Source organism: Ruegeria sp. HKCCD6604, from assembly GCF_013110635.1.
Classification (GTDB): domain Bacteria; phylum Pseudomonadota; class Alphaproteobacteria; order Rhodobacterales; family Rhodobacteraceae; genus Ruegeria.
Genome location: NZ_WVQW01000001.1, coordinates 1,039,974 through 1,063,344, shown reverse-complemented (window position 1 = coordinate 1,063,344; position 23,371 = coordinate 1,039,974). Strand labels below are relative to the sequence as shown.

Annotated in this window: 20 protein-coding genes; 10 read left to right on the top strand and 10 right to left on the bottom strand. The window is 59.3% G+C overall.

Features of this window, described 5'->3' with window-relative positions:
• The first annotated feature begins 58 nt into the window (after window positions 1-58).
• Window positions 59-313 carry a BolA family transcriptional regulator gene (locus GS614_RS05275; protein WP_171167246.1) on the top strand — a complete coding sequence of 85 codons (255 nt, stop codon included), beginning with the start codon at window positions 59-61 and terminating at the stop codon, window positions 311-313.
• Window positions 314-326: 13 nt separating this feature from the next.
• On the opposite strand, the gene GS614_RS05270 is transcribed toward GS614_RS05275, so the two are convergent.
• The 7 genes from GS614_RS05270 to pepN all read right to left on the bottom strand — a co-directional run bounded on the left by GS614_RS05270 (window position 327) and on the right by pepN (window position 9,452).
• On the bottom strand, window positions 327-1,403 hold the full coding sequence (locus GS614_RS05270) for a PLP-dependent cysteine synthase family protein (RefSeq protein WP_171725662.1): 1,077 nt from the start codon (window positions 1,401-1,403) through the stop codon (window positions 327-329).
• A gap of 185 nt (window positions 1,404-1,588) precedes the next feature.
• On the bottom strand, window positions 1,589-2,008 hold the full coding sequence (locus tag GS614_RS05265; RefSeq protein ID WP_171725661.1) for a DUF4177 domain-containing protein: 420 nt from the start codon (window positions 2,006-2,008) through the stop codon (window positions 1,589-1,591).
• Between the two features lie 80 nt (window positions 2,009-2,088).
• Window positions 2,089-3,345, bottom strand: a complete 1,257-nt coding sequence (pepT, locus tag GS614_RS05260) for a peptidase T (RefSeq protein ID WP_171725660.1) — start codon at window positions 3,343-3,345, stop codon at window positions 2,089-2,091.
• A gap of 147 nt (window positions 3,346-3,492) precedes the next feature.
• On the bottom strand, window positions 3,493-5,004 hold the full coding sequence (gatB, locus tag GS614_RS05255) for an Asp-tRNA(Asn)/Glu-tRNA(Gln) amidotransferase subunit GatB (RefSeq protein WP_171362506.1): 1,512 nt from the start codon (window positions 5,002-5,004) through the stop codon (window positions 3,493-3,495).
• Between the two features lie 81 nt (window positions 5,005-5,085).
• On the bottom strand, window positions 5,086-6,345 hold the full coding sequence (locus GS614_RS05250; RefSeq protein ID WP_253283892.1) for a hypothetical protein: 1,260 nt from the start codon (window positions 6,343-6,345) through the stop codon (window positions 5,086-5,088).
• Window positions 6,346-6,474: 129 nt separating this feature from the next.
• Window positions 6,475-6,903 (bottom strand): hypothetical protein, encoded by a 429-nt coding sequence (locus GS614_RS05245; RefSeq protein ID WP_171725659.1) that lies wholly within the window; start codon window positions 6,901-6,903, stop codon window positions 6,475-6,477.
• Window positions 6,900-9,452: an aminopeptidase N gene (pepN, locus tag GS614_RS05240; protein WP_171725658.1), complete on the bottom strand. Its 2,553-nt coding sequence runs from the start codon at window positions 9,450-9,452 to the stop codon at window positions 6,900-6,902. Before pepN ends, GS614_RS05245 begins: the two co-directional genes overlap by 4 nt.
• Window positions 9,453-9,658: 206 nt before the next feature.
• Between pepN and GS614_RS05235 the strand changes: the two genes are divergently transcribed.
• From GS614_RS05235 to GS614_RS05215, 5 genes are all read left to right on the top strand, one after another.
• A complete protein-coding gene (locus tag GS614_RS05235; protein WP_171725657.1) occupies window positions 9,659-11,794 on the top strand; it encodes a malate synthase G in 2,136 nt (711 codons plus the stop codon).
• 71 nt (window positions 11,795-11,865) lie between these two features.
• Window positions 11,866-12,291, top strand: a complete 426-nt coding sequence (locus tag GS614_RS05230; protein WP_152458631.1) for a heme-binding protein — start codon at window positions 11,866-11,868, stop codon at window positions 12,289-12,291.
• Between the two features lie 219 nt (window positions 12,292-12,510).
• Window positions 12,511-13,290 carry a gamma-glutamyl-gamma-aminobutyrate hydrolase family protein gene (locus GS614_RS05225; protein ID WP_171725656.1) on the top strand — a complete coding sequence of 260 codons (780 nt, stop codon included), beginning with the start codon at window positions 12,511-12,513 and terminating at the stop codon, window positions 13,288-13,290.
• Window positions 13,291-13,821: 531 nt separating this feature from the next.
• The gene (locus tag GS614_RS05220; protein WP_171114670.1) at window positions 13,822-14,073 is read left to right on the top strand and encodes a hypothetical protein; all 252 of its coding nucleotides are present in this window, start codon (window positions 13,822-13,824) and stop codon (window positions 14,071-14,073) included.
• Window positions 14,074-14,138: 65 nt separating this feature from the next.
• Window positions 14,139-14,873, top strand: coding sequence for an autotransporter outer membrane beta-barrel domain-containing protein (locus GS614_RS05215; RefSeq protein WP_171725655.1), 735 nt, complete (start codon window positions 14,139-14,141; stop codon window positions 14,871-14,873).
• A gap of 129 nt (window positions 14,874-15,002) precedes the next feature.
• Here GS614_RS05215 and GS614_RS05210 read toward each other — a convergent pair whose 3' ends face one another.
• Both GS614_RS05210 and GS614_RS05205 read right to left on the bottom strand, forming a co-directional pair.
• Window positions 15,003-17,243 (bottom strand): xanthine dehydrogenase family protein molybdopterin-binding subunit, encoded by a 2,241-nt coding sequence (locus GS614_RS05210; RefSeq protein ID WP_171725654.1) that lies wholly within the window; start codon window positions 17,241-17,243, stop codon window positions 15,003-15,005.
• A 3-nt stretch (window positions 17,244-17,246) separates the two neighbouring features.
• Entirely contained in the window at window positions 17,247-17,711 is a 465-nt protein-coding gene (locus GS614_RS05205) for a (2Fe-2S)-binding protein (protein WP_152458626.1), read from the bottom strand.
• A 99-nt stretch (window positions 17,712-17,810) separates the two neighbouring features.
• Between GS614_RS05205 and GS614_RS05200 the strand changes: the two genes are divergently transcribed.
• Window positions 17,811-18,389: a TetR/AcrR family transcriptional regulator gene (locus GS614_RS05200; protein ID WP_171725653.1), complete on the top strand. Its 579-nt coding sequence runs from the start codon at window positions 17,811-17,813 to the stop codon at window positions 18,387-18,389.
• Here the strand turns inward: GS614_RS05200 and kynU are convergent.
• Window positions 18,382-19,575, bottom strand: a complete 1,194-nt coding sequence (gene kynU, locus GS614_RS05195; RefSeq protein ID WP_171725652.1) for a kynureninase — start codon at window positions 19,573-19,575, stop codon at window positions 18,382-18,384. The two genes, GS614_RS05200 and kynU, sit on opposite strands and share 8 nt — an antisense overlap.
• A 174-nt stretch (window positions 19,576-19,749) precedes the next feature.
• Here kynU and GS614_RS05190 point away from each other — a divergent pair, with 174 nt between their 5' ends.
• From GS614_RS05190 to GS614_RS05180, 3 genes are all read left to right on the top strand, one after another.
• Window positions 19,750-20,199 (top strand): isoprenylcysteine carboxylmethyltransferase family protein, encoded by a 450-nt coding sequence (locus GS614_RS05190; protein ID WP_171114979.1) that lies wholly within the window; start codon window positions 19,750-19,752, stop codon window positions 20,197-20,199.
• Between the two features lie 129 nt (window positions 20,200-20,328).
• Complete coding sequence (locus tag GS614_RS05185; RefSeq protein ID WP_171167279.1) at window positions 20,329-21,900, top strand: Re/Si-specific NAD(P)(+) transhydrogenase subunit alpha; 1,572 nt, start codon at window positions 20,329-20,331, stop codon at window positions 21,898-21,900.
• A 13-nt stretch (window positions 21,901-21,913) separates the two neighbouring features.
• Window positions 21,914-23,368 (top strand): NAD(P)(+) transhydrogenase (Re/Si-specific) subunit beta, encoded by a 1,455-nt coding sequence (locus GS614_RS05180; RefSeq protein WP_152458621.1) that lies wholly within the window; start codon window positions 21,914-21,916, stop codon window positions 23,366-23,368.
• Window positions 23,369-23,371: the final 3 nt, after the last annotated feature.

Here is a 23,371-nt window from a genome sequence, read left to right as displayed (position 1 = left end):
TCTAAGCAGCCGAAAGTAGAAGAGGGGTGCGGCAATATTTTTGCCGCTAAGCAAAAAAATGAGTGTGACCGACGAGATCCGAACCCGCCTGCAAGCCGCCTTTGATCCGCGCGAGCTTGAAGTGATCGACGACAGCGAAAGCCATAGGGGCCATGCAGGATATCAGGAAGGTGGTGAAAGCCACTTCAACGTTCGTATCCGCGCCAGCGCATTCGAAGGCAAATCCCGCGTCGCCCGCCACCGTGCGGTACACAAGGCGCTGGGCGACATCGTGCCGCGCATCCACGCGCTGGCCCTGGATATCGGCGTCTGAAGACCTTTACGTGTCAACCCGCCTCCATCTGCGCGGACGGCGTCGATGCCGAGATGGCGTATTCCTCTTGTGTCATGACCTCTTCGATTCCCTCGAACAGCGGGGTCGACAAGTATCGCTCGCCGGTGTCCGGCAACATGACCAGCATGACAGAGCCTGCCGGCGCGGATTCGGCCAGCTTCATGGCCACCGCAAAGGTCGATCCGCCCGAAATCCCGGTGAATATCCCTTCTTCGGCGGCAAGCCGGCGCGACCATGCGATTCCTTCGGGTCCGGGAATGGGGATCAGCTCATCATAGTATGAATTGTCGATGGCTTCCTGCAGAACCCAGGGGATGAAATCCGGTGTCCAGCCCTGAATCGGGTGGGGCTCGAAATCGGGGTGGCTTTCGGTCGGCTGATGGTCAGCGTTGCGCGTATTGACGTAACCTGATGATACGATTGCGGCATTTGCCGGTTCGGTCAGGATGATCGTGGTGTCGGGCCGCTCTTTCCGCAAGATACGCGAAACACCCGAAACGGTGCCACCGGTCCCATAGCCCGTCACCCAATAATCCAGCCGTCGTCCTTCGAAATCGGCAAGAATTTCGCGCGCCGTCGTGTTTTCGTGAATATCGGCGTTGGCAGAAGTTTCAAACTGGCTGGCAAGGAACCATCCGTTTTCCTCGGCCAATTCCTTGGCCTTGGTATACATGCCGAACCCTTTTTGCGCCTTGGGGGTCAGAACAACCTTGGCGCCCAGAAACCGCATCAGCTTTCGCCGTTCGACCGAGAAGCTCTCGGCCATTGTCACGACCAGAGGATATCCCTTGGCCGCACACACCATGGCCAGCCCGATCCCGGTGTTGCCGGATGTCGCTTCGACAACGGTTTGTCCGGGCTTCAACCGCCCGTCACGTTCCGCCGCCTCGATGATGTTCAGCGCCAGTCTGTCCTTGACCGAGCCTGCCGGGTTGAAGGCCTCGAATTTCACATAGACGGTCACATGCTCGGGCGCGATCCGATTGACTCGAATGCAGGGCGTGTCACCGACCGTGTCGAGAATGCTGTCATACAGGCGTGTCCGCCCTTGTGTCTGCCGAATAGCCATTTCGATGTCCCTCCAGAATATCCGGCTAACATGCCACAGATTTCCCGAGGGTGTAGCCCTTATTGCCTGCCAATATGATTGGGCCGTCCCGGATCGACTTGACGTATTTCAGAGCGAACACGGATGTCCTGCACAAGGCCACAGGGCATTTGCAATCGTTCTGGCGGTCGTACCAGCCCCCAAGCCTATGTTTTCGAAGGGCCGTTTTCATCAACGGCGTCATCAGACCGCTTCAACGACAAAGGCGGCTCGTCCGTCTCTGCGGCAATTGGTTTCGGGGCCTGTACCTCGTCGGGGCCCGGAATCGGCTGGGCCAGCGGGGTGTCATCCATCTCAGGTACTGCGCCGACCCACGAGGCATCGATTTCCTCTTCCACCACGCGGCGGAACACCAGCACATTGCGCCAGTTCGTGGTCGATCCGGTCAGACCCGAGCGTTCCTCGCTGGGCAACAGCTCGGCCCGCTGGTATTCCCAGCCATCCTGACCCATCTGATTCAGCAGTTGCTCGACCGAGACGGCAAAGCGGCCCTCGGCCGTTTTCACGCCTTTGGCTTTGACACCTTTTTGCGGGGCGGGGATGACCTTGTATTCGTAGCGCTTCATCTACTGTTCCTAAATGCGTTTCCGCGCCAACTTAACACGCTGCCCCCCGGGTGAAAGAGCCCTTGCCCATCCGGCGGAATTCACCTCTGACCATTCGTTTCGGACTGTGCCGCCTTGGCCACAACCGACAGGCACAGTTCCGTCGCCAGCGCCATGTCCTGCACCGAAATCCATTCCAACGGGCCGTGAACGCACTGCATCCCGGTGAAGATGTTGGGGCAGGGGGTGCCGAATTCGGTCAGGCGGGATCCGTCCGTGCCGCCCCTGATCGGTACCGACAGCGGCTCAACCCCCAGTTCGCGACACGCATCCCGCGCCAGCTCGACCGGAGTCATGTCGTTTTCCAGCCAATACCGCATGTTGCGGTACTGGTGGCTGATGTCGCAGGTGATGGTCGCGCGCGGCTCCGTGGCCTGCACGGCGGCGCAGACCTGCCGCACGATGTTTCGTTGCGCCTCCAGCCCGTCCATCTCGAAATCACGCAGGATCAGCTTGATCTCCATCTCGGATGATCCGCCGTTCATGTCAGTGACATGGATGAAGCCTTCGCGCCCGTCCGTGGTTTCCGGCGTCATGGTCGCCTGAGGCAATGTCTGTACGATCTTTGCCGCCAGATGCGTGGCATTCACCATCTTTTCCTTGGCCAGACCAGGGTGGATCGAAACACCCTCGATCCGGATTACGGCGCGGTCGGCCGAGAAGCTTTCATACTCGATCTCACCCACTTGCTGCCCATCCAGCGTATAGGCAAAATCCACGCCCAGATCCTTGGGAAGTTGTTCCGTGACGCCCCGGCCGATCTCTTCATCCGGAGTGAACGCGATACGAATAGGGCCATGTGGAATATCCTGATTTTCGATCAGGTGCCGTGCCATCGTCATCAGAATCGATACACCGGCCTTGTCGTCTGCGCCCAGCAGGGTTGTGCCCGACGCGGTGATCAGGTCGTGGCCGATCTTTTCGGCCAGATAGGGGTGGTCATCCGGAGAAAGAACCAGATCCGGGTTGTCCGGAAAGGTAATGTCGCCACCGTTGTATCCCTTGATCACCCGCGGCTTGACGCCGGTTGCGTTGAACTGAGGGGCCGTATCGACATGGGCCAGAAAGCCCACGGTCGGCCCCGGCGCCGTTCCGGGAATGGTCGCGACGACAACACTGTCGCCCGTCATCTCAACATCCTGCGCGCCGATCTGGATCAGCTCATCACGCAACAGGTTCAGCATGTCGAACTGGATCTGAGTGCTCGGGGTCGTCGGGGATGTCTCGTCACTTTGACTGTCGATGGCGGCATAGCGCACCAGCCGGTCTTCGAGTTCCTGATCAAATCTGCTTTGCATAATACCTCACCTCTCTGTGGCGGAGGAAAGGGCGCGAACAGCAGGAAGTCAAGCCGATGGCTTGACCCCAAGTTTTGAGATTTCGTGAGAAACCGGATTTTACAAACCCGCCAAAGATTGCCGGCAGGCTTTTACAAAAAGAAAGGTTTACGAGCCCAGCTTCTTGCTGACCAGTTCGTTGACGGCTTTCGGGTTCGCCTTGCCGCCGGTGGCTTTCATGACCTGACCCACGAACCAGCCCGCCAGTTTCGGGTTCACCTTCGCCTTCTCGACCTGCGCCGGGTTGGCGGCGATGATCTCGTCCAGCGCGGCCTCGATCGCGCCGGTGTCGGTCACCTGCTTCATGCCGCGTTCCTCGACGATCTGCGCCGGGTCGCCGCCTTCGGTATAGACGATCTCGAACAGCTCCTTGGCGATCTTGCCCGATATCGCGTCCGAGGCGATCAGGTCGATGATCCCGCCCAGCTGCGTGGGCGAAACCGGCGAGCCGGTGATGTCGCGGTCGTCTTTCTTCAGGCGGCCGAACAGCTCGTTGATGACCCAGTTCGCCGCCAGTTTTCCGTTGCGACCCTTGGCCACTTCCTCGAAATAGGTGGCGGACTCGACCTCGGCGGTCAGCACGGATGCGTCATAGTCGGTCAGGCCGAAGTCATTGATGAAACGCGCCTTTTTCTCGTCGGGCAGCTCGGGCAGCCTGGCGGCGATATCATCGACCCAGGCCTGCTCGATTTCCAGAGGCAGCAGGTCGGGGTCGGGGAAATAGCGGTAATCATGCGCTTCTTCCTTGGACCGCATCGAACGGGTTTCACCCTTGTCCGGGTCATAGAGGCGCGTTTCCTGCTCGACCTCGCCGCCGGCCTCGACGATGGCGATCTGACGACGGGCTTCGACCTCGATCGCTTGCTGGATGAAGCGCATCGAGTTCATGTTCTTGATCTCGCAGCGCGTGCCCAGATGCGAAAAATCCTGTGTTTCCTGATACTTCTCATAGGCGCCGGGCAAACAGATCGAGACGTTCACATCGGCCCGCAGGTTGCCGTTCTGCATGTTGCCGTCGCAGGTACCCAGATAACGCATGATCTGGCGCAGCTTGGCGATATAGGCCGCGGCCTCTTCCGGCCCGCGGATGTCGGGGCGGCTGACGATCTCCATTAGGCAGACACCGGTGCGGTTCAGGTCGACGAAGGACATATGCGGATCCATGTCGTGGATCGACTTACCCGCGTCCTGCTCCATGTGGATACGCTCGATCCGCACCTTTCGCGCGGTACCGTCGCCCAGTTCGACCAGCACTTCGCCTTCGCCCACGATGGGGTGGTAGAGCTGGGAAATCTGATACCCTTGCGGCAGGTCGGGGTAGAAATAATTCTTGCGGTCAAAGGCCGATTTCAGATTGATATCCGCCTTCAGGCCCAGTCCGGTGCGCACTGCCTGTTCCACGCAGTATTCATTGATCACCGGCAGCATCCCCGGCATCGCCGCGTCCACGAAGGCCACGTTTGAATTCGGCTCGGCCCCGAATTGGGTGGATGCACCCGAAAACAGCTTGGCATTGGATGAGACCTGAGCATGCACCTCCATCCCGATCACCAGTTCCCAATCGTGCTTGGCCCCGGCAATGGTTTTGGGTTTGGGCATTTCGTATGTCAGATCGAGCATGGCGCGCCTCATTTCCGCAGAAGTCTAAGCCTGCGTATTAGGCCCGGGAGGGCCTAGGGGCAAGGGGGAATCCTGTCGTGTTCAGTTCTGGGAAAACCGCAGGCCCGACGGTGTGAATGTCACATCCATACCGCTGCGCAGTTCTTCCCGGAACAGATCCGAGATGGCGCGCAAGGCATCGCGCTGACCGCGCGCTGCAAATCGTTCGGGCGAGTTTATGCGGACGGAATTGTTGAAACCGTTGGCCGCATGCGCCCAGATCAACGGGTGCAATTCTGTCAGGTGATCGCGGATAAGCCGGTTTGCCGTGTCGCGCATCTGCGAACGGACAAGGTCGGCCTGATCGTTCAGGCCAAATCCGTTCTGGACAGTGATCGCGCAGTAGGATGACAGCATGTTGATCATCTGCTGATCGGGCCGCAGGCGCAGGATATCGCGCAGACCTTCAAGGAAATACTCGATATCGACGCGGGCACAGGCCTCTTCGTCCAATGCAATAGCGTCGAACTGAACCCATGTGTATCCGCCCGCGCCCCAGATATCCTGTGTCCTGGCGGCTGTACGCAAGGCTTGCAGCTCCAGCTCTTCGTAGCTGCCGAACCACCGGGGCAGAAGGTGGCTGCCCATCGCGCGCATGTGGCGCTGATTACATGGATCCAGCGTGATCAGCCGTTCATATTCTTCGGCCACCCGCGCGTTGGATTTGCGCTGACCAGCCAGCAGCGCACATCCGGTCGCTGCAATCAGGGGGCTGTCGGGAGCATCCTTTCTGCATTTGGGCAGGATTGCTGCGGCCCGGTCGAAATGCGCGGCGCAGCGTGACCGATGCAAAGGTGGCAGCGTCGCGTCCGAGGCCGTTCCACGCCATGCCCACGCCAGATCGATATGGGCAAGAGCAACGACGGTGGCGATCATCGGGTCATCGGGGTTGTCCGCCATCTCACCTTCAAGTTCCGAGATGCCACCCAACAGGTCGTAATCCGAAATGGCCGCGCCATCCGAGAGCGCATGTTCAGCGGCCAGTACAACGTCCGATCTGGCACCGAAGGCCAGCAGATCGGCCACAGGCATACCATCAGCAACGGCGGCGCGATCCTGATCAGCCACGCGCATTTCCTGCGACAGCTCTGCCCAGCGGTCCTGCCGGGCGAGGTAGCGGCCATGTTCGATCGCGGAATGTCCGATCAGATCATCGCGATCGGATGTTGCAACGGGAATATTGAGCTGACCCTGCTCGGGCAAGGCGGCCGCAAGCGCGGATTTCGTCGCGCACAGGTCTGCTGAAGCAATTGTAGGAGTAGCTGTGGATGGGGCGAACAGTGCCCTTAGCGACCGAAACATGGCGATACTCAAAACTGTAAAAACGTATAACTGACACCGAAGTCTGGCGGGATATCGGGTTCAAATCAAGTAAATTGCCTATCAATTTCTTTCTTTTGTGTCCAATTCGCCCCTCACAGGTCCAGTGTTTCAGAAAACAGTGAAATGATGCCGTTCTACGCGAAATCCGGCTTGTTTCAGAAGGGTTTCCAAATCCAGATGCGCCGGAAGCGACTCATCCGGCAGACGGATTCGTTTGCCGGAATGCAAAACAATCGACACTCGAACCGAGAAATCCCAACGGGTGTCAAACCGGAAATGGTCGATGTCGCGCAGCGCGACCTCTGCCTGCCGGTTCCCCGTGAACCAGCTTAGCGCATTCTGATCCAGTTGCATGCCCGCGCTGGTGTTCTGAACCACGTCCCAAAGCGCGGGTAGGGTGGCCAAAGACAGCAGCCCCGCGATCCACCAGGCCGCGTCAAACAGGACAACCAGCGCCAGCAACGCCGCATAAACACCGGCCAGGATGGCCAGCGTTCGCAAATTCCGGTTGCTGCGGGCAAAGCTGTAAGGCGTCATGCGCCGAGGATGCGGGACACCATTTCGGTCGTGTCCCGCGACAGGTTCGGTGTTTCCGCGATGCGGGAAAGCTGCGCACGCATCAGGGCCTGACGATCCGGATCATACCGTTTCCAGCTCTGGAACGCCGAGCACATTCGGGCCGTGGTCTGTGGGTTCACCGGGTCCAGACGGATCAGCCAGTCGGCCAGCAGGGCGTATCCGGCGCCATCCGGCTGGTGGAACCCTGCGTGGTTCATCGCCAAGGCCCCCATGACGGCGCGGAACCTGTTCGGGTTTTTCCAGTTGAAATCGGAATGCTCGGTCAGGGTCGCGGCAATTGCGGGCGTCGCCTCTGGCGCTGCCATCGCGACTTGCAGGCCAAACCACTTGTCCATGACCAGACGGTCGTGCTGCCACTGTTCGTAGAAGGCATCCAGCTGCGCCTCACCCTTGCGGGCGCGTAAAAGGCAAGACAGCGCCGTCAGTTGCAATGTCATGTTGTCTGCCTTGTCGTACACCTCAGTCGCCATCGCCCCACCATCCAGACGAGAGGTCAGTGCCAGCGCAGCGCTGCCAAGTGCCCGTTTGCCGGACTGCTCGGCGTCCGGGCTGTAGGGGCCGTCCACAAAGGCCTCACTGTGCAGGCGGGGCAGCGAATCCTGTACGGTCTGGGCTGTTGCCTGCCGCAGCGTTTCCACCGCGGCCCAGATCGCCATGGGGTCGGGCGTGTGGCCACGGTCATGCAGGGCCGCTGCCAATTCCGATTGTGTCGGCAATCCCAGCATCAACGCACGATAGGCCGGGTCCAGTTCGTCATTGCGCAGCACAGTCAACAATCCGTCAAGGTAATCGGTATCCGGTGCCGCATCCTGAAGGATCATCCGCATCAGGGTGTCCTGCGCCAGATCCCGTCCTGCCTGCCAACGGTTGAACGGGTCCGTGTCATGCGCCAGAAGAAACGCGCGTTCCGCGTTCGACTGGTCATGTTCCAGAATGACAGGTGCCGAGAAATCGCGCAGGATCGATGCTGTGGGTTTCGCCGCGAGACCAGTGAACGCAAAGCTTTGTTCGGCCTGCGTCAGTTCCAGCACCTCGGTCGCGCGAACCTCATCGCCGTTGGGCCCAAGCAGGCCGACTGCAACCGGGATGACCTGAGGCAGTTTCGCCTCCTGTCCCGGCGTGGGATCGGTTCGCTGTTTCAGCGTAAGTGTATAGGTGCCGTCGGCCCAGTTTTCCTCAACCCTGATGCGCGGAGTGCCCGACTGGCTGTACCAACGTTTGAATCGTGTCAGATCGCGCCCAGTGGTGTCTTCGAAAACCTTCAGCCAGTCCTCGATCGTGCAGGCCTGACCGTCATGGCGTTCAAAATACAGATCAAGCGCCTTGGCATAGGCCGCATCCCCGACCAACCGTTTCAGCATGCCGATCACCTCGGCACCCTTCTCATAGACGGTGGCGGTGTAGAAGTTGTTGATCTCCTGAAAGCTTTCGGGGCGCACAGGATGCGACAACGGACCGTTGTCCTCGGGGAACTGCCGGGCACGCAGGTCTATCGCGTCGTGGATGCGTTTCACCGGGGCCGAGCGCATGTCCGAGGTGAATTGCGCATCCCGGAAAACTGTCAGACCTTCCTTGAGGCACAGCTGGAACCAGTCGCGGCATGTGATGCGGTTGCCGGTCCAGTTGTGAAAATACTCATGCGCGATGATCGCCTCGATCCGTTCGAAATTGGCGTCGGTCGAAGTTTCGGGACTGGCGAGAACGGCCGACGAGTTGAAGATGTTCAGCCCCTTGTTTTCCATCGCGCCCATGTTGAAGTCATCGACGGCGACGATGTTGAAGACGTCCAGATCGTATTCACGGCCATAGACATCCTCGTCCCATTTCATCGACTTCTTCAACGCCTCCATGCCGAAAGCGCATTTCCCCTCGTCTCCGGGACGGACCCAGAGATTCAGTTCGACGGTGCGACCTGACCTGGTGGTGAACTGACCGGGATGTGCGATCAGGTCTCCGGCGACCAGAGCGAACAGATAGGCGGGTTTGGGCCATGGATCGACCCATTCGGCCCAGCCTTCACCCTTGCCCGACGGGTTGCCGTTCGACAGCAGAACCGGCAGGTCGCCGTTGATCCGAACGGTGAAGGTGGACATCACGTCGGGACGGTCGGGATAGAAGGTGATCTTGCGGAACCCCTCGGCCTCGCACTGGGTGCAGTACATGCCGTTCGACATGTACAGACCTTCCAGCGCGGTGTTGTTTCCGGGGTCGATTTCGACCTCGGCTTCCCACAGGAACGGCGCGTCCGGGACATCTGCGGTTAGTCCTTTATCGGTCACGTCCGGCGTGATCTCGGCCCCGTCGATGGCGGCGCGGATCAGTTTCAGTTCTTCCCCATGCAGAAAGAATGTGCGGTCAGTGGCGTCAGGATTGGGCCGGAACGCAATGCGCGAGGTGACGCGCGTGGCGTGCGCGTCCAGATCAAAGGTCAGGTGCACGCTGTCCACCAGATAGCCAAACGGTGTGTAGTCTTTCAGGTAGATCGTGGTAGGGGCAGCGTCGCGCATCTTGGGCCTCGTATCTGTTCGGGACTGGCGCGACGTTAGGGGCTTCGTTCCGGCGCTGCAACCGGCCCTGCCATTGCCTTGAGGTTTTTGAAACAGCTTCAAGCCGAAGCGAATGCCCCAAATGACGGGATGAAAGTTGCCTATCGGAAACTTTCCGCCTAAGTCACAGTGCATACAATGGCGCACAATCGCAGGAGAGCAGGAATATGACGGACAGACAGACCCTGAGCGGACTGCAGATCGATCCGGTTTTGGCTGAGTTCATCGAGACGCAGGCGCTGCCGGGCACGGGCGTCTCTTCGCAGAAGTTTTGGGCCGGCATGGCGCGGATGGTGAACGAACTGGGGCCGAAAAACCGTGAGCTGCTGGCCAAACGGGCCGAGATCCAAAGCCGCATCGATGGGTGGCACATGTCCCGAAAGGGGCAGAACACCGATGCCGCTGAATATGAGGCTTTCCTGAAAGAGATCGGGTATCTGGTCGAAGAAGGCGACGAGTTCCAGATTGAAACGGCCAATGTCGACCCCGAGATCGCCCTGACCCCGGGCCCGCAACTGGTTGTTCCGATTACCAATGCACGCTTTGCCCTGAACGCGGCCAACGCGCGCTGGGGCAGCCTTTATGATGCGCTGTACGGAACGGATGCAATGGGGGATCTGCCGGCAAGCGGTGGCTATGATGCGGCGCGCGGCGCGCGGGTGATCGCATGGGCCAAGGCGTTTCTGGATGATGCCGTGCCTCTGGCATCGGGATCATGGGCGGATGTCACCGAATTGGGTATCACTGACGGTGCGTTGACCCCTGCGCTGGGCGATCCCGCCCAATTTGCCGGGTTTGGCGGTTCGGCGGACAGGCCCGACTTTGTACTGTTGAAAAACAACGGTCTGCACATCCAGATCATGATCGACCCCACAAGCAACATAGGCGCGACCGATCCCGCGGGCATCGCAGATGTCCGGTTGGAATCCGCGCTGTCCACTATCATGGATTGCGAAGACTCGGTTGCCTGCGTCGATGCTGCCGACAAGGTCGTGGCCTATGGCAACTGGTTGGGCCTCATGAAAGGCGACCTGACCGAAGAGGTCACCAAGGGCGGCACAACGTTCACTCGGAAACTGGCCGAGGACCTGAGCTTTATCACTCCGTCGGGTGATCAGGCCAAGCTGAAAGGCCGGTCACTGATGCTGGTGCGCAACGTGGGTCACCTGATGACCAACCCGGCCGTGCTTGACGCAGAAGGGCGCGAGATCGGCGAAGGCCTTATGGATGCTCTGTGCACCACCCTGATCGCCATGCACGACCTGAAGCAAGACGGGGGCAATTCTGTCGAGGGCTCTGTCTATGTGGTGAAGCCCAAGATGCACGGGCCCGAGGAAGTTGCGTTTTCGGTCGAGATATTCGACATGGTCGAAGACATTCTGGGCCTGCCGCGCAACACGGTGAAACTGGGCATCATGGATGAGGAACGCCGAACCTCGGTCAACCTCAAAGAGTGCATTCGTGCCGCAAAATCACGGGTCGCCTTTATCAACACGGGTTTCCTGGACAGGACAGGCGATGAAATTCATACCTCGATTGAGGCCGGTCCGATGCTGCCCAAGGGCGACATCAAGAATACGCCATGGATTGCGGCCTATGAAGATCGCAATGTCGATATTGGTCTGGCCTGTGGCCTGAAGCGCAAGGCGCAGATCGGCAAGGGCATGTGGGCCATGCCGGATCGCATGGGCGATATGCTTGAGGCCAAGATCGGCCACCCCATGGCCGGAGCGACATGTGCCTGGGTGCCGTCGCCCACGGCCGCGACCCTGCACGCAACGCATTACCACAAGGTCGATGTGCTGGCCCGTCAGGACGAGCTGGCCGCAGGCGGCGCACGTGGTACGTTGAAGGATCTGTTGACCATCCCCTTGCTGGCTGGGCGAAATCTGAGTGACGAGGAAATCACGCGTGAACTTGAAAACAATGCGCAGGGTATCCTTGGCTATGTCGTGCGTTGGGTCGATCAGGGCGTGGGTTGTTCCAAGGTGCCCGACATCAACGATGTCGGCCTGATGGAAGACCGCGCGACGTGCCGGATTTCGTCGCAGGCACTGGCCAATTGGCTGCATCACAGCATCGTGGATGAAGCTCAGGTCATGGCCGCACTGCAAAAGATGGCCGCCGTCGTGGATCGCCAGAATGTAGACGATCCGAATTACACACCGATGGCGCCGGGATTTGACGGTATCGCCTTTCAGGCGGCCTGCGATCTGGTGTTCAAGGGCCGGGTTCAGCCGTCGGGCTATACCGAGCCGGTCCTGCATGCGCGCCGTCTGGAATTGAAAGCCAGCCAAAGATAACACCGAAAAAAGCCCACAGACCGATCGTTTGTGGGCTTTGTCGAACTTCAATCTGACGAGAGGACCTTCAGATGTCAGTTTCCCTACGCAAGGCCCGCACCATCATCCGAAAAACCCTGGAAAAGGGCCGAGAGATGGAGTTGAAGCCGCTCTCCGTCGTGGTTCTGGACGCCGGTGGGCATGTCATTGCGTTCGAGCGCGAGGATGGTGCAGCACCGGGCCGGTTCGGGATTGCGCAGGGCAAGGCCTATGGGTCGGTCATGCTGGGAATGGCGGGCACCGCGCAGATGCAGCGCGCTGAAACACAGGCCTATTTCATGGCCTCGGTAAATGGCGTCTATGGTGGTCAGGTCGTGCCTGTTCCGGGTGGCGTGCTGTTGCGTGATCGCAAGGGGGCCGTGATCGGCGCCGTTGGCGTTACCGGAGACACATCAGACAATGATGCGCTGGCCGCAATGGCGGGAATTGAGGCAGCCGGCCTGATCGGTGAGATTTAACAAGAGCGTTGTATTTATACGTCTTTCCACCTGAGCGGGGAAATTATTCCCCCGCGTAGCTGTTTGTTGGAAAATTTTTCCAATTAGATTGGGCAGACCAGAACGTACAGTGCGTCTTCGAACACGTCCCTGCGCTTTCATGCAGGGCGTGTATTCTTGCACGTTAAAACCGCTGCCGCTAGCTTCCTTGACAGGCACAACAACAGCAGGGAAAGCGGAATGTCTCGGCCTGTCGTCGGTATCATCGGCAACTCGTACCTCATGAACGATCAATACCCCACACATGCTGGGGGAACGATGAATTCGGATGCCGTGGCCAACGTGTCAGGATGTCTTCCGTTGTTGATACCCGCAGATCCGCGTTACGTGTCGGTAGATGAGTTGCTGGAGGTCTGTGACGGCTTTCTGCTGACAGGCGGTCGCCCGAACGTGCACCCGGAAGAATACGGGGAACCTGCAACCGATGCACATGGCGAATTCGACCGGGCACGCGACGCCATAACTCTGCCGTTGGTTCGCGCCTGCGTTGAAAGGGGACAGCCGTTTTTGGGCATCTGCCGGGGGTTTCAGGAAGTTAACGTTGCCATGGGTGGAACGCTTTATCCCGAGATCCGCGATCTGCCGGGGCGGATGAACCACCGGATGCCGCCCGATGGAACCCTGGAGGAAAAGTTTGCTCTGCGTCATGTGGTGGCACTGGAAAACGGCGGCGTTTTCAACAAACTGTTCGGCGCAACCGAGGTCATGACCAACACCTTGCACGGTCAGGGCATCAAAACGATTGGGCAGCGCGTGGTCATTGATGGCCATGCGCCGGACGGGACGCCCGAGGCGATCTACATCAAGGATGCGCCCGGCTTTACCTTGTCGGTTCAGTGGCATCCGGAATGGGACGCGATCAATGACCCGGTCTCGCGCCCCCTGTTCGAAGCCTTCGGCGATGCGGTTAGAAACTGGAATTGTAGAAATCGTTCTGCAAGGCTAAGGCAATCTGCTTGACCGGCGCCAGTGGGCTGCCCTCGATTCCCCGTCTCTGAATCGCAACATTCGAATAATTGTTTGTGAGACGAGCCCAATACCCTTTTTTATCCGCCAGCAGGTCTGAATGCTTGCCCCCGATGCCACGAAACGGTGCGAGATTGAGATATGCAAGGATCAACCCAAAGGCGACTGTGTTCAGTTAGGTTTCTCGCAGTGACATTTTTAGCAACTTCCGGTTTCGCAGCTGAAGTGATGCGCAGCAGTGTGGTTCTTTAGGTGAGCTGCTCTACATCGGACGCACGCGTGATTCAGCATCCTCCGTTTGGTTGTCTGCGACTGAGCAAGGCGGTTTTCGTTTGGAAGCCGCGCAAGGCAACACAACGGTGGACACGTGGAACAAGTCTCGCAGAGGCGTTCATCTAAGTTTTTCACCCTTTGTCTCAAACGGAAATGGTGGAATGCACCGATTGTTCGAAATCGGTGGAGCACCAAATGGCAAGGATTGCCTGATCGATACGCAAAACCAACAGAGAAACTGGAGCTTGCCCGGTGGAGGTGGCGGCGGAGGCGGCTCCGGTGGCGGTTCAGGTGGCTCGGGCGGCGGCTTTGGCGGTTGAGGTGGCTCAGGTGGCTCCGGCGGCGGCTTTGGCAGTGGTGGCAGTTCAGGTGGCTCCGGTGGCGGTTCCGGTGGCTCTGGTGGTGGCTTTGCTGGAGGTGGAACTGCGGCCGCTATACCTCGTACTCGACCACAAAGTGCTGCTGACGGGGTATACGCTGTCGGTGTTGAGTGTGTTGACGTAGCGACGGGTAAACTTGACGCGGCATTATGTGATCCCTCTGTTACTGCTCCTATTGTGGGCCCTCCTTTGACCGAAGGCCGAGATCTCGCGCCGCCGTCCACATGGAATGTATGGACAGATTTCACCTACACCGAAATCGAAGACACGCGCGGTGTTAGAGAAGTCGACATAAATGACAACTATTTTGCGGCGGGGTTCGACAGGCTTGTCAGGCCAGACTTGGTCGTTGGATTTCAGTTTGAATATGAAAACCTTGATGTCGAAGGGTTTCAGGGTCAATTCAGACAAGACACTAAAGGGCTTGCTGCGGGCCCCTATGTTGCCTGGCGCATGTCCGAGAGATGGGTGCTGAATGGACTGGCGACCTTCGGCGAGTTTTCGACGGATGTGAACGTGCTGGGGTTAAGTGGCGATTTCGACCGGACCCGGTGGCGAGTCAATCTGGAGGCGATCGGTCAGTACGAGGCCGGGAATTTCCTGTTACGTCCGTCGATTGCCTATGACTATTACAACTACAGCGCAGGAGACTATGATCTGAGCGGCACTGTGGCAGGTGTTCCGGTCAACATAGTTGGCGAAGTTGCTTCAGCGAGTTACAGCGCCTTAACACCTGAGTTGGAAATCAGCAGGCCATTTGTCACTTCGCGATCAATCGTGTCTCCGTTTGCGACGCTGAGCGCGACCTACTGGTTCGACCGTGAAAATGTTGGATTAGACGCTGGATCGCAGACCGACTTGACTTGGGCCTCGCGCGTGGGGGTGTGCGCGCGAGTGAGGCCGTTTTTGTCGAGGCGACACTGAGATATCTGAGTTTGTTCGACGATGATCTGGATACGACCGAAGCGTCCATTTTTCTTTCTGTCAGCTTCTGATCCTAAAGGGGCGAAAAAGGAAAGCACCGCCTCAAGTCAATAGGCGGCACCAAGACGATCAGATCAATAGGTTGAACTGATTGATCAGCGGAAGGGAACGTGCGCGCTTGCCCGTCAGGTCGAATAGCGCATTGCCAAGTGCCGGCATCGAAGGCGGTGTTCCGGGCTCGCCCGCACCGCCCATATGCCGATTGGTTTCCAGCACGCGCACCTCGACCTGCGGGGCTGTGTGCATCCGCATCGCGTCATAGTCGGGGAAGTTGAACTGCTCGACTTCGCCTTCCGCAAAGGTGATCTCGCCGAAACATGCGGCAGACAGGCCGTACATCATGCCGCCGAACATCTGTGCCTTGACGTTTTCCGGGTCCAGCGCCAGCCCCATGTCGCAGGCAATCCAGGCCTTGCTGATGCGGATGGTGCCGTCTTCGTCGACCACTTCGATGACCTGGGCCACCGGGGTGCCGAAGCTGTATGTGAAGGCCACGCCCCGGCCGACGCCTTCGGTCGTTTGACCCGTCCAGCCTGACATGTCCTTCACGGCTTCCAAACATCCCGCCGACGGCGCGTGTTCGTTCTTCATCAGGTCCAGCCGGAACTCCAGCGGGTCACGGCTTGCGGCATGAGCCATCTCATCCATGAATGTCTCGTGAAAAAAGCCGTTATGGCTGTTGCCGACCGAGCGCCAAAACCCCACGGGAACAGCCAAATCAGCAATGTGGCCGCTCATGCGGTAATTCGGTACCGCGTAGGGCTGGTTGAAGAAACCTTCGACCAGCACCTTGTCAGGGCCGCCGCCGGGGAACCCGGTGTAGCGCTCGACCGCCTGTTGGGTCGGAGATTGGGCCGCGACCTTCCCGTCAATGAGCACGGCCTTGCCGTCCTGAACCGCGCCGCGCATCCGGGCGTTGGCGCCGGGGCGGAAATAGTCGTGACGCATGTCCTCTTCGCGGCTCCAGGTTGTCTGAACCGGTGTGCCGGGCATGGCCATGGCAACCTTGGTTGCGATTTCGCCGAAATCCAGTTCTCCCCTGCGACCAAACCCGCCACCCAGATAGGTGGTGTGGATTTGGACGGCTTCGGTATCCAGACCGGCAGTGTTGGCAACGCGGAACTGAATAAGTGTGGGGGCCTGGTTGCCGCACCAGAGTTCCAACGCATTTCCCGTGTAGAGCGCGGTGGCATTCATTGGCTCCATCGTTGCATGGGCCAGATAGGGCACGCGATACTCGGCGGTGATTTCAGTGGCGTTTTCCGGGCTCGCGCTGACATCGCCGTCGTCGCGCATGGTCGAGTTCGGTGCGTCATCAAACGCCTCGGCGATCCTGGCAAAGATGTCTTCGGTTTCCGGCGGATAGGGCGCGTCGCCCCAATCGACATCAATGGCCTCGACTGCCTGATTGGCCAACCATGTGTTGCTTGCGATCACGGCCACGCCTGTGCCCAGATCGACGACCTGCTCAACCCCGGGCATGGATCTTGCGGCGCTGTCGTCAAAGCCGTTCATCGCGCCGCCCAGTTTAGGATTCATTCGGACGCTGGCGAATTTCATGCCGGGCAGGCGGACATCGACGCCGAATTCAGCGGTGCCCGTCGCCTTTCCCACCATGTCGAGACGCGGTTGGCTTCGGCCCAGGTAGCGCCATTCAGACGGGTCTCGCAACGGTACCTCAACGGGTTCCAACCCGGCGGCATCCTCGGCAAGCATTGAATAGGCGATCTTGTCGCCGTTGGGGGCAATGACATGGCCTGACGCCGTTTTCAGATCCGAGGGGTCGACGCCCAACCGGTTTGCGGCCGCGCGTTTGAGTGTTTCACGGGCCGAAGCACCGGCTTGCCGCATCCGGTCGAACCCATCTTTCATCGAGGTCGAGCCACCCGTGACTTGCAGGCTGAGCGTCTTGCCCAGAACACCCAGTGCCTCGCCCAGATTGTGCTGGAAATTCGAGATATCGTACCCCTTGTTCGGCAATCCTTCGCCTACAAGGGCCGAGTTGTAATAGGCCGCCGCAGCAGGACCATGCAGAACGGTGATTTGATCCAGATCGACATCCAGTTCCTCGGCGATCAGCGCGGCCCATGTGGTTCGGACGCCCTGACCCATTTCCGCGCGGGGCGCGAACAAGGTGACGCCGTTCTGGTCAATCAGCACAAATGGGTTCAGTGCTGCCTCTCCTTCGCGGGGTTTCAAGGGGTTGGCCGCGGGGCGGGTAACGTAATAGGTGCCAAAGGCCACGCCGCCAACGATCGCGGCAGAGCCGATCAGGAACGTACGGCGGAGGATTTTTCCAACGGAAGCCATTGCTTACGCCTCCTTCAGCTTGGATGCCGCGTCATGGATTGCTGCGCGGATAAGGGGATAGGTGCCGCAGCGGCACAGGTTGCCCTGCATCGCCTCGTCGATGTCTGCGTCAGTGGGGTCCGGGTTTTCCGCCAGCAATGCCGCGGCCTGCATGATCTGGCCGGACTGGCAGTATCCGCACTGCGCGACCTGATGATCGATCCAGGCCTGTTGGATCGTGGCCAGCGCGTCCGGCGAGCCGAGCCCTTCGATCGTGGTCACGTCACCCCAGACATCCGACAGCGCCACCTGGCACGAGCGCACGGCCTCGCCGTCGATATGCACGGTGCAGGCCCCGCATGCGGCCACGCCGCAGCCGAACTTGGTGCCGGTCAGCCCGACCTCGTCCCGCAGAACCCAAAGAAGGGGGACGTCATCAGGCAGATCCACCTGATGTTGCTTGCCGTTGATCTTCAGGGTCGTCGCCATGGCGCACCTCGTGTTGCTGTGGCTGGTATCTGACATAATTGTAGAAAAGTGTCAGGGTGTCAATTGACAAATTGAACAAAAAATGTCAGGGCTTCGGATATGAAAGATAATGGTGACGGCTCACGGCAACAGGCGATCCTGAACTCGGCGTTTCAGGCGTTTTCCACTTATGGATACCGAAAGACCTCGATGGACGATATCGCGCGCGGCGCGGGGATGTCTCGGCCGGCGGTGTATCTGCATTACAAGAACAAAGAGGCGATCGTCAGCAAGCTGACCGAGCTGTACTATGCCGAAAAGAGCGTTGCGGTGGCCGAAGCGCTGGCGACGCAGGGGTCCGTGCCTGAGGTTCTGACCCGCGCAATTCAGGCGCAGACCGAGGGGATGGCAAAAATTCTGGCCTCGCCCCACGGGCTTGAAATGCTCGACAACACAAAATCCCTGTCTGGGGAAATCATCGCGGCGGGTGAGGCCAAGCTGGCCGCGCTCTATGCGGACTGGCTGACGCAACAGGAAAAGGCGGGCCGGGTTCGCCTGCTGGCTGACGCGGCAGAGACCGGTCGGACGATCACGGCCACGCTCAAGGGGCTGAAGCTGATTGGCGCCGGCGCCGCGGTCTATGAACAGCAGGTCGCACAGGTCGCGGCCCTTTTCGGCGCCGGACTCGAAGTCAGGTAACGCGCTGACGGATCCTGTATTCGGGCGTGTCCCACAGGCGGTTCTGCATGATATCGGCCATAATCCCGACGGCGCGTTCGATATCGCATTCGTCGATATACAAAGGTGTAAAGCCGAACCGCATTATGTCGGGTGCTCGAAAATCTCCGATCACGCCACGGGCGATCAGGGCCTGCATGGCGGCATACCCTTCCTTGAAACGGAACGAGATCTGGCTGCCGCGCTGCTGCGGATCACGGGGGCTGGCCAGTTGCAGATCCGGGCAGGTTGCCTCGACGCGTTCTATGAAAAGCTCGGTCAGTTCAATCGATTTGGCCCGGACGTCGGTCATGTCCGCCAGATCCCAGATGTCCATCGCAGCCGACAAGGCCGTCATCTGGATGATGGGCGGCGTTCCCACCCGCATCCGTTCAATGCCGCTGCCGGGGCGGTAGTCGAGATCGAAGGCAAACGGTGCTTCGTGCCCCAGCCATCCGGACAAGGCGGGGCGTGTGCGTTCCGCCAACCTCGGCGCGACATAGATGAAGGCTGGCGCGCCGGGGCCGCCGTTTAGGTATTTGTACGTACACCCGACCGCGAAATCGGCGTTGCACCCTGAAAGGTCGACGGGGATGGCCCCCGCGGAATGGGCCAGATCCCAGACCGTTACCACGCCGTTGGCATGCGCCAGTTCGGTCAGCGCCTTCATGTCGTGCATCCGACCCGAGCGATAATCCACCTCGGTCAACATAAGAACAGCGACCTCTTCGGTGATTGCGCCGGCCACAGCTTCGGGATCAACGACGCGCAACTCATACTCGTCCCCAAGCGAGCGCAGCAAGCCATCCGCCATATACAGGTCCGAAGGAAAGTTGCCGTTGTCGGACAGAACCACTTTGCGATCCGGATTCAGGTCAAGGGCCGAGGCCACGGCCTGATAGACCTTGATCGACAAGGTGTCTCCGGTCACCACACTGCCGGGCTCTGCTCCGATCAGGCGGCCAATCCGGTCACCAACCGCGGTGGGCAGGGCCATCCAACCAGCCTTGTTCCATCCGGTGATCAGCATCTGGCCCCATTCGTCCGTCAGCATCCGTTGCACTCGGGCACCGGCTGATTTCGGCAGGGGGCCCAGAGAGTTGCCATCCAGATAGATGACGCCCTCTGGCAGGTCGAACATGGCTTTGGTTGCCGCAAAATCAGTCATGAAGGCTCGCTAACTCGTGTGAACGTCGGTGATTGCTATTGAGGTAGTCGATCCGCGATAATGAGTCCATGCGATGCGACATACTGGTCTTTTGCCATTTTGGCTCAAAAGCGGTAGGACATCGCGCAGAAGCGACATGTGCTTGATCTTGTCGTCATTCAATGAGGGCTTTGCATGCGCTGGATGGACGTTCCGCCGGTTTGGTTGATTGCTTTTGCAGCTCTTGCCTGGTTGCAGGCCAGGTATCTGAAGCTGGGCCTGTCGCTTGAGGGTGGTTTGACGGATCTTCTGAGCGGGGTGTTGATCGGAGGTGGAATCCTGATGGCTGTTCTGGCGGTGGTCGAATTCCGCCGTCACAAGACAACCGTCATCCCGCATGAAACCCCGTCATCGATGGTGCAATCAGGTATCTACAAGCGCAGTCGCAATCCGATCTATGTGGGCGACGTTCTGATTCTTGCGGGTCTTATCCTTAGGTTTGATGCCGTCCTGTCCCTGGTTCTTGTGCCAGTCTTCGTCTGGGTGTTGGAGCGTCGGTTCATCCTACCGGAAGAAGACCGCCTGCGTCGTACCTTTCGCGCCGACTTCGCGCGTTACGAACGCAAGACACGGCGCTGGATTTAGGGTGGAGTCCGCAATGACATCACGTCAAAAATGCTGCGCTTGCGAAATAATGTTGCGCAGGATACATCTTTGCTTAACAAAGAATACCGATCACCCGCTCAGACCGAGTAAGAATTAGGGGGACTGCCAGTGAAGATAGGCACGCCAAAGGAAATACTGGACGGCGAGAACCGGGTCGCGATGACACCGGACTCGGCCGTGCAACTGCAAAAACTGGGCTATGAGTGCCTGATCGAAAAAGGCGCAGGTGCTGCCGCCGGTTTTTCGGACGCGGCGTATGAGGCTGTGGGCGTTGAGGTTGTCAAGACCGCGGCATCGCTGTGGAAGGCCGCAGATATCATCGCCAAGGTTCGTATCCCGACCGAGACGGAACTGAAGCGTCTGACCAAGGGCAAGACGCTGATTTCCTTCTTCAATCCTGCCGGAAACGAAGAAGGAATGGAACTTGCCAAGTCCAAGGGCGCAAACGTGATCGCCATGGAAATGGTGCCGCGTATTTCTCGCGCGCAGAAGATGGACGCATTGTCGTCGATGGCCAACATTGCCGGCTACCGCGCCGTGATCGAAGCCGGCAACAACTTTGGCCGTTTCTTCACCGGTCAGGTGACTGCGGCTGGCAAGGTGCCGCCTGCGAAGGTTCTGATCGTCGGGGCCGGTGTTGCCGGGCTTGCCGCGATTGGCACTTCAACCTCGCTGGGTGCAATCACCTACGCGTTCGATGTGCGCCCCGAGGTGGCCGAGCAGGTCGAATCGATGGGGGCCGAGTTCGTCTATCTGGACTTCGAAGAAGAACAGCAGGATGGTGCGTCCACCGGTGGGTATGCTTCCGTCCAGTCAGAAGAGTTCCGCAATGCGCAGCTGGCCAAGTTTCGAGAGCTGGCCCCGGAAGTGGACATCGTCATCACGACGGCCCTGATCCCCAACCGTCCGGCGCCCAAGCTGTGGCTGGAAGACATGGTCAAGGCAATGAAGCCGGGCTCGGTCATCGTTGACCTTGCGGCCGAGCGCGGCGGGAATGTCGAAGGCACCGTGCCGGACGAAAAGGTCGTGACGCCCAACGGCGTGACCATCATCGGCTATACCGACTTCCCCAGCCGGATGGCGGCGCAGTCTTCGTCTTTGTACGCGACAAACATCCGTCACATGATGACCGATCTGACGCCTGAAAAGGACGGTCAGATCAACCACGACATGGAAGATGACGTGATCCGCGGCGCGACCGTGACCTATGAGGGTGAGATCACCTTCCCGCCGCCGCCACCCAAGGTGCAGGCGATCGCGGCGCAGAAAAAGCCCGAGGTCAAGGAACTGACCCCGGAAGAAAAGAAGGCGCAGGAAATCGCGGCCTTCAAGGCGCAGACCAAGCAGCAGTTCACCCTGCTGGGTGTTGGTGGCGCGCTCATGCTGCTGGTGGGGCTGATCGCTCCGGCCAGTTTCATGCAGCACTTCATCGTCTTCGTGCTGGCCATCTTTGTGGGCTTCCAGGTGATCTGGAACGTCGCACACAGCCTGCACACTCCGCTGATGGCGATCACCAACGCGATCTCGTCGATCATTATCGTCGGGGCTTTGATGCAGATCGGGTCGGGGTCGTTCCTGGTCATTCTGCTGGCGGCACTGTCCGTTTTCATGGCCGGGATCAACATCTTCGGCGGCTTCCTCGTAACCCGGCGCATGCTCGCCATGTTCCAGAAATCTTAAGGAGGCCGGGCACATGGATTATGGCTTCACCACTGCCGCCTATGTTGTTGCGGCTGTCCTTTTCATCCTTTCGCTCGGCGGTCTGTCGAACCAGGAAAGCGCCAAGCGCGCGGTCTGGTATGGCATCGTGGGTATGGCGCTGGCGGTATTCGCCACGCTGGTTGGCCCGGGATCGGGTCTGTGGCTTCTGTCGCTGCTGTTGATCGCGGGCGGTGGTTTCATCGGCCAGTATGTTGCACAGCGCGTGCAGATGACCGAGATGCCGCAGCTTGTTGCGGCGATGCACTCGCTGGTCGGTCTTGCGGCCGTGTTCGTCGGTTTCAACGCGCATTTCGAGATCGGCAACGTGGCGCAGGTCATGGCCATTGCTGACAGCGCCAGCCAGGCGGACCTGTCCGACCTTGGGTCTTTTGCCAAGCTGATTGCCAAGAAAACCCCGGCTGAACTGGCAATCCTGCACGTGGAACTGTTCCTGGGCATCTTCATCGGTGCGATCACCTTTACCGGGTCGGTTGTCGCCTATGGCAAGCTGGCGGGCAAGGTGACCTCGGCAGCGACCAAGCTGCCCGGTGGCCATGCGTTGAACGCGGCGGCAGCGGGTCTCTCGCTGATCTGCCTGATCTGGTACACATCGACAGGTGGTCTGTTCCCGCTGATCCTGATGACGCTGGCGGCGTTATTCATCGGCTATCACCTGATCATGGGCATCGGCGGCGCTGACATGCCGGTGGTGGTGTCGATGCTGAACAGCTATTCGGGTTGGGCGGCTGCGGCGATCGGTTTCTCGCTGGGCAACGACCTGTTGATCGTGGTCGGTGCGCTGGTGGGCTCGTCGGGTGCGATCCTGTCCTACATCATGTGCAAGGCGATGAACCGCCATTTTGTCAGCGTGATCCTTGGCGGTTTTGGTGGCCCGCAGGGCGAACAGATGGCCGTTGAAGGCGAACAGATCGCTATCGAGGCTGATGGCGTTGCTGCGGCTTTGAACGACGCGGACAGCGTGATCATCATTCCAGGCTATGGGATGGCCGTGGCACAGGCGCAGCAATCGGTTTCCGAACTGGTGCGCAAGCTGCGGGCCAAGGGCAAGAACGTTCGTTTCGCAATCCACCCTGTGGCGGGCCGCTTGCCGGGCCACATGAATGTTCTGCTGGCCGAAGCGAAGGTGCCGTATGATATCGTTCTGGAAATGGACGAGATCAACGACGACTTTCCGGACACAGATGTGGCCATCGTCATCGGTTCGAACGACATCGTGAACCCGGCAGCGCAGGAAGATCCCAACAGCCCCATCGCCGGAATGCCGGTTCTGGAATGCTGGAAAGCCAAGCAGGTGTTTGTCTCGAAACGTGGTCAGGGCACCGGGTATTCCGGCATCGAAAACCCGCTGTTCTTCAAAGAGAACACCCGAATGTTCTACGGCGACGCCAAGGAGTCGCTGGACAAGCTGCTGCCGATGATCGATTGATCG

What these genes read in the sequence shown, in the direction of transcription:
- GS614_RS05275 (WP_171167246.1), top strand. Translation starts at nt 59, where the DNA reads ATGAGTGTGACCGACGAGATCCGAACCCGCCTGCAAGCCGCCTTTGAT.
- GS614_RS05270 (WP_171725662.1), bottom strand. Translation starts at nt 1,403, where the DNA reads ATGGCTATTCGGCAGACACAAGGGCGGACACGCCTGTATGACAGCATT.
- GS614_RS05265 (WP_171725661.1), bottom strand. Translation starts at nt 2,008, where the DNA reads ATGAAGCGCTACGAATACAAGGTCATCCCCGCCCCGCAAAAAGGTGTC.
- pepT (WP_171725660.1), bottom strand. Translation starts at nt 3,345, where the DNA reads ATGCAAAGCAGATTTGATCAGGAACTCGAAGACCGGCTGGTGCGCTAT.
- gatB (WP_171362506.1), bottom strand. Translation starts at nt 5,004, where the DNA reads ATGCTCGATCTGACATACGAAATGCCCAAACCCAAAACCATTGCCGGG.
- GS614_RS05250 (WP_253283892.1), bottom strand. Translation starts at nt 6,345, where the DNA reads ATGTTTCGGTCGCTAAGGGCACTGTTCGCCCCATCCACAGCTACTCCT.
- GS614_RS05245 (WP_171725659.1), bottom strand. Translation starts at nt 6,903, where the DNA reads ATGACGCCTTACAGCTTTGCCCGCAGCAACCGGAATTTGCGAACGCTG.
- pepN (WP_171725658.1), bottom strand. Translation starts at nt 9,452, where the DNA reads ATGCGCGACGCTGCCCCTACCACGATCTACCTGAAAGACTACACACCG.
- GS614_RS05235 (WP_171725657.1), top strand. Translation starts at nt 9,659, where the DNA reads ATGACGGACAGACAGACCCTGAGCGGACTGCAGATCGATCCGGTTTTG.
- GS614_RS05230 (WP_152458631.1), top strand. Translation starts at nt 11,866, where the DNA reads ATGTCAGTTTCCCTACGCAAGGCCCGCACCATCATCCGAAAAACCCTG.
- GS614_RS05225 (WP_171725656.1), top strand. Translation starts at nt 12,511, where the DNA reads ATGTCTCGGCCTGTCGTCGGTATCATCGGCAACTCGTACCTCATGAAC.
- GS614_RS05210 (WP_171725654.1), bottom strand. Translation starts at nt 17,243, where the DNA reads ATGGCTTCCGTTGGAAAAATCCTCCGCCGTACGTTCCTGATCGGCTCT.
- GS614_RS05205 (WP_152458626.1), bottom strand. Translation starts at nt 17,711, where the DNA reads ATGGCGACGACCCTGAAGATCAACGGCAAGCAACATCAGGTGGATCTG.
- GS614_RS05200 (WP_171725653.1), top strand. Translation starts at nt 17,811, where the DNA reads ATGAAAGATAATGGTGACGGCTCACGGCAACAGGCGATCCTGAACTCG.
- kynU (WP_171725652.1), bottom strand. Translation starts at nt 19,575, where the DNA reads ATGACTGATTTTGCGGCAACCAAAGCCATGTTCGACCTGCCAGAGGGC.
- GS614_RS05190 (WP_171114979.1), top strand. Translation starts at nt 19,750, where the DNA reads ATGCGCTGGATGGACGTTCCGCCGGTTTGGTTGATTGCTTTTGCAGCT.
- GS614_RS05180 (WP_152458621.1), top strand. Translation starts at nt 21,914, where the DNA reads ATGGATTATGGCTTCACCACTGCCGCCTATGTTGTTGCGGCTGTCCTT.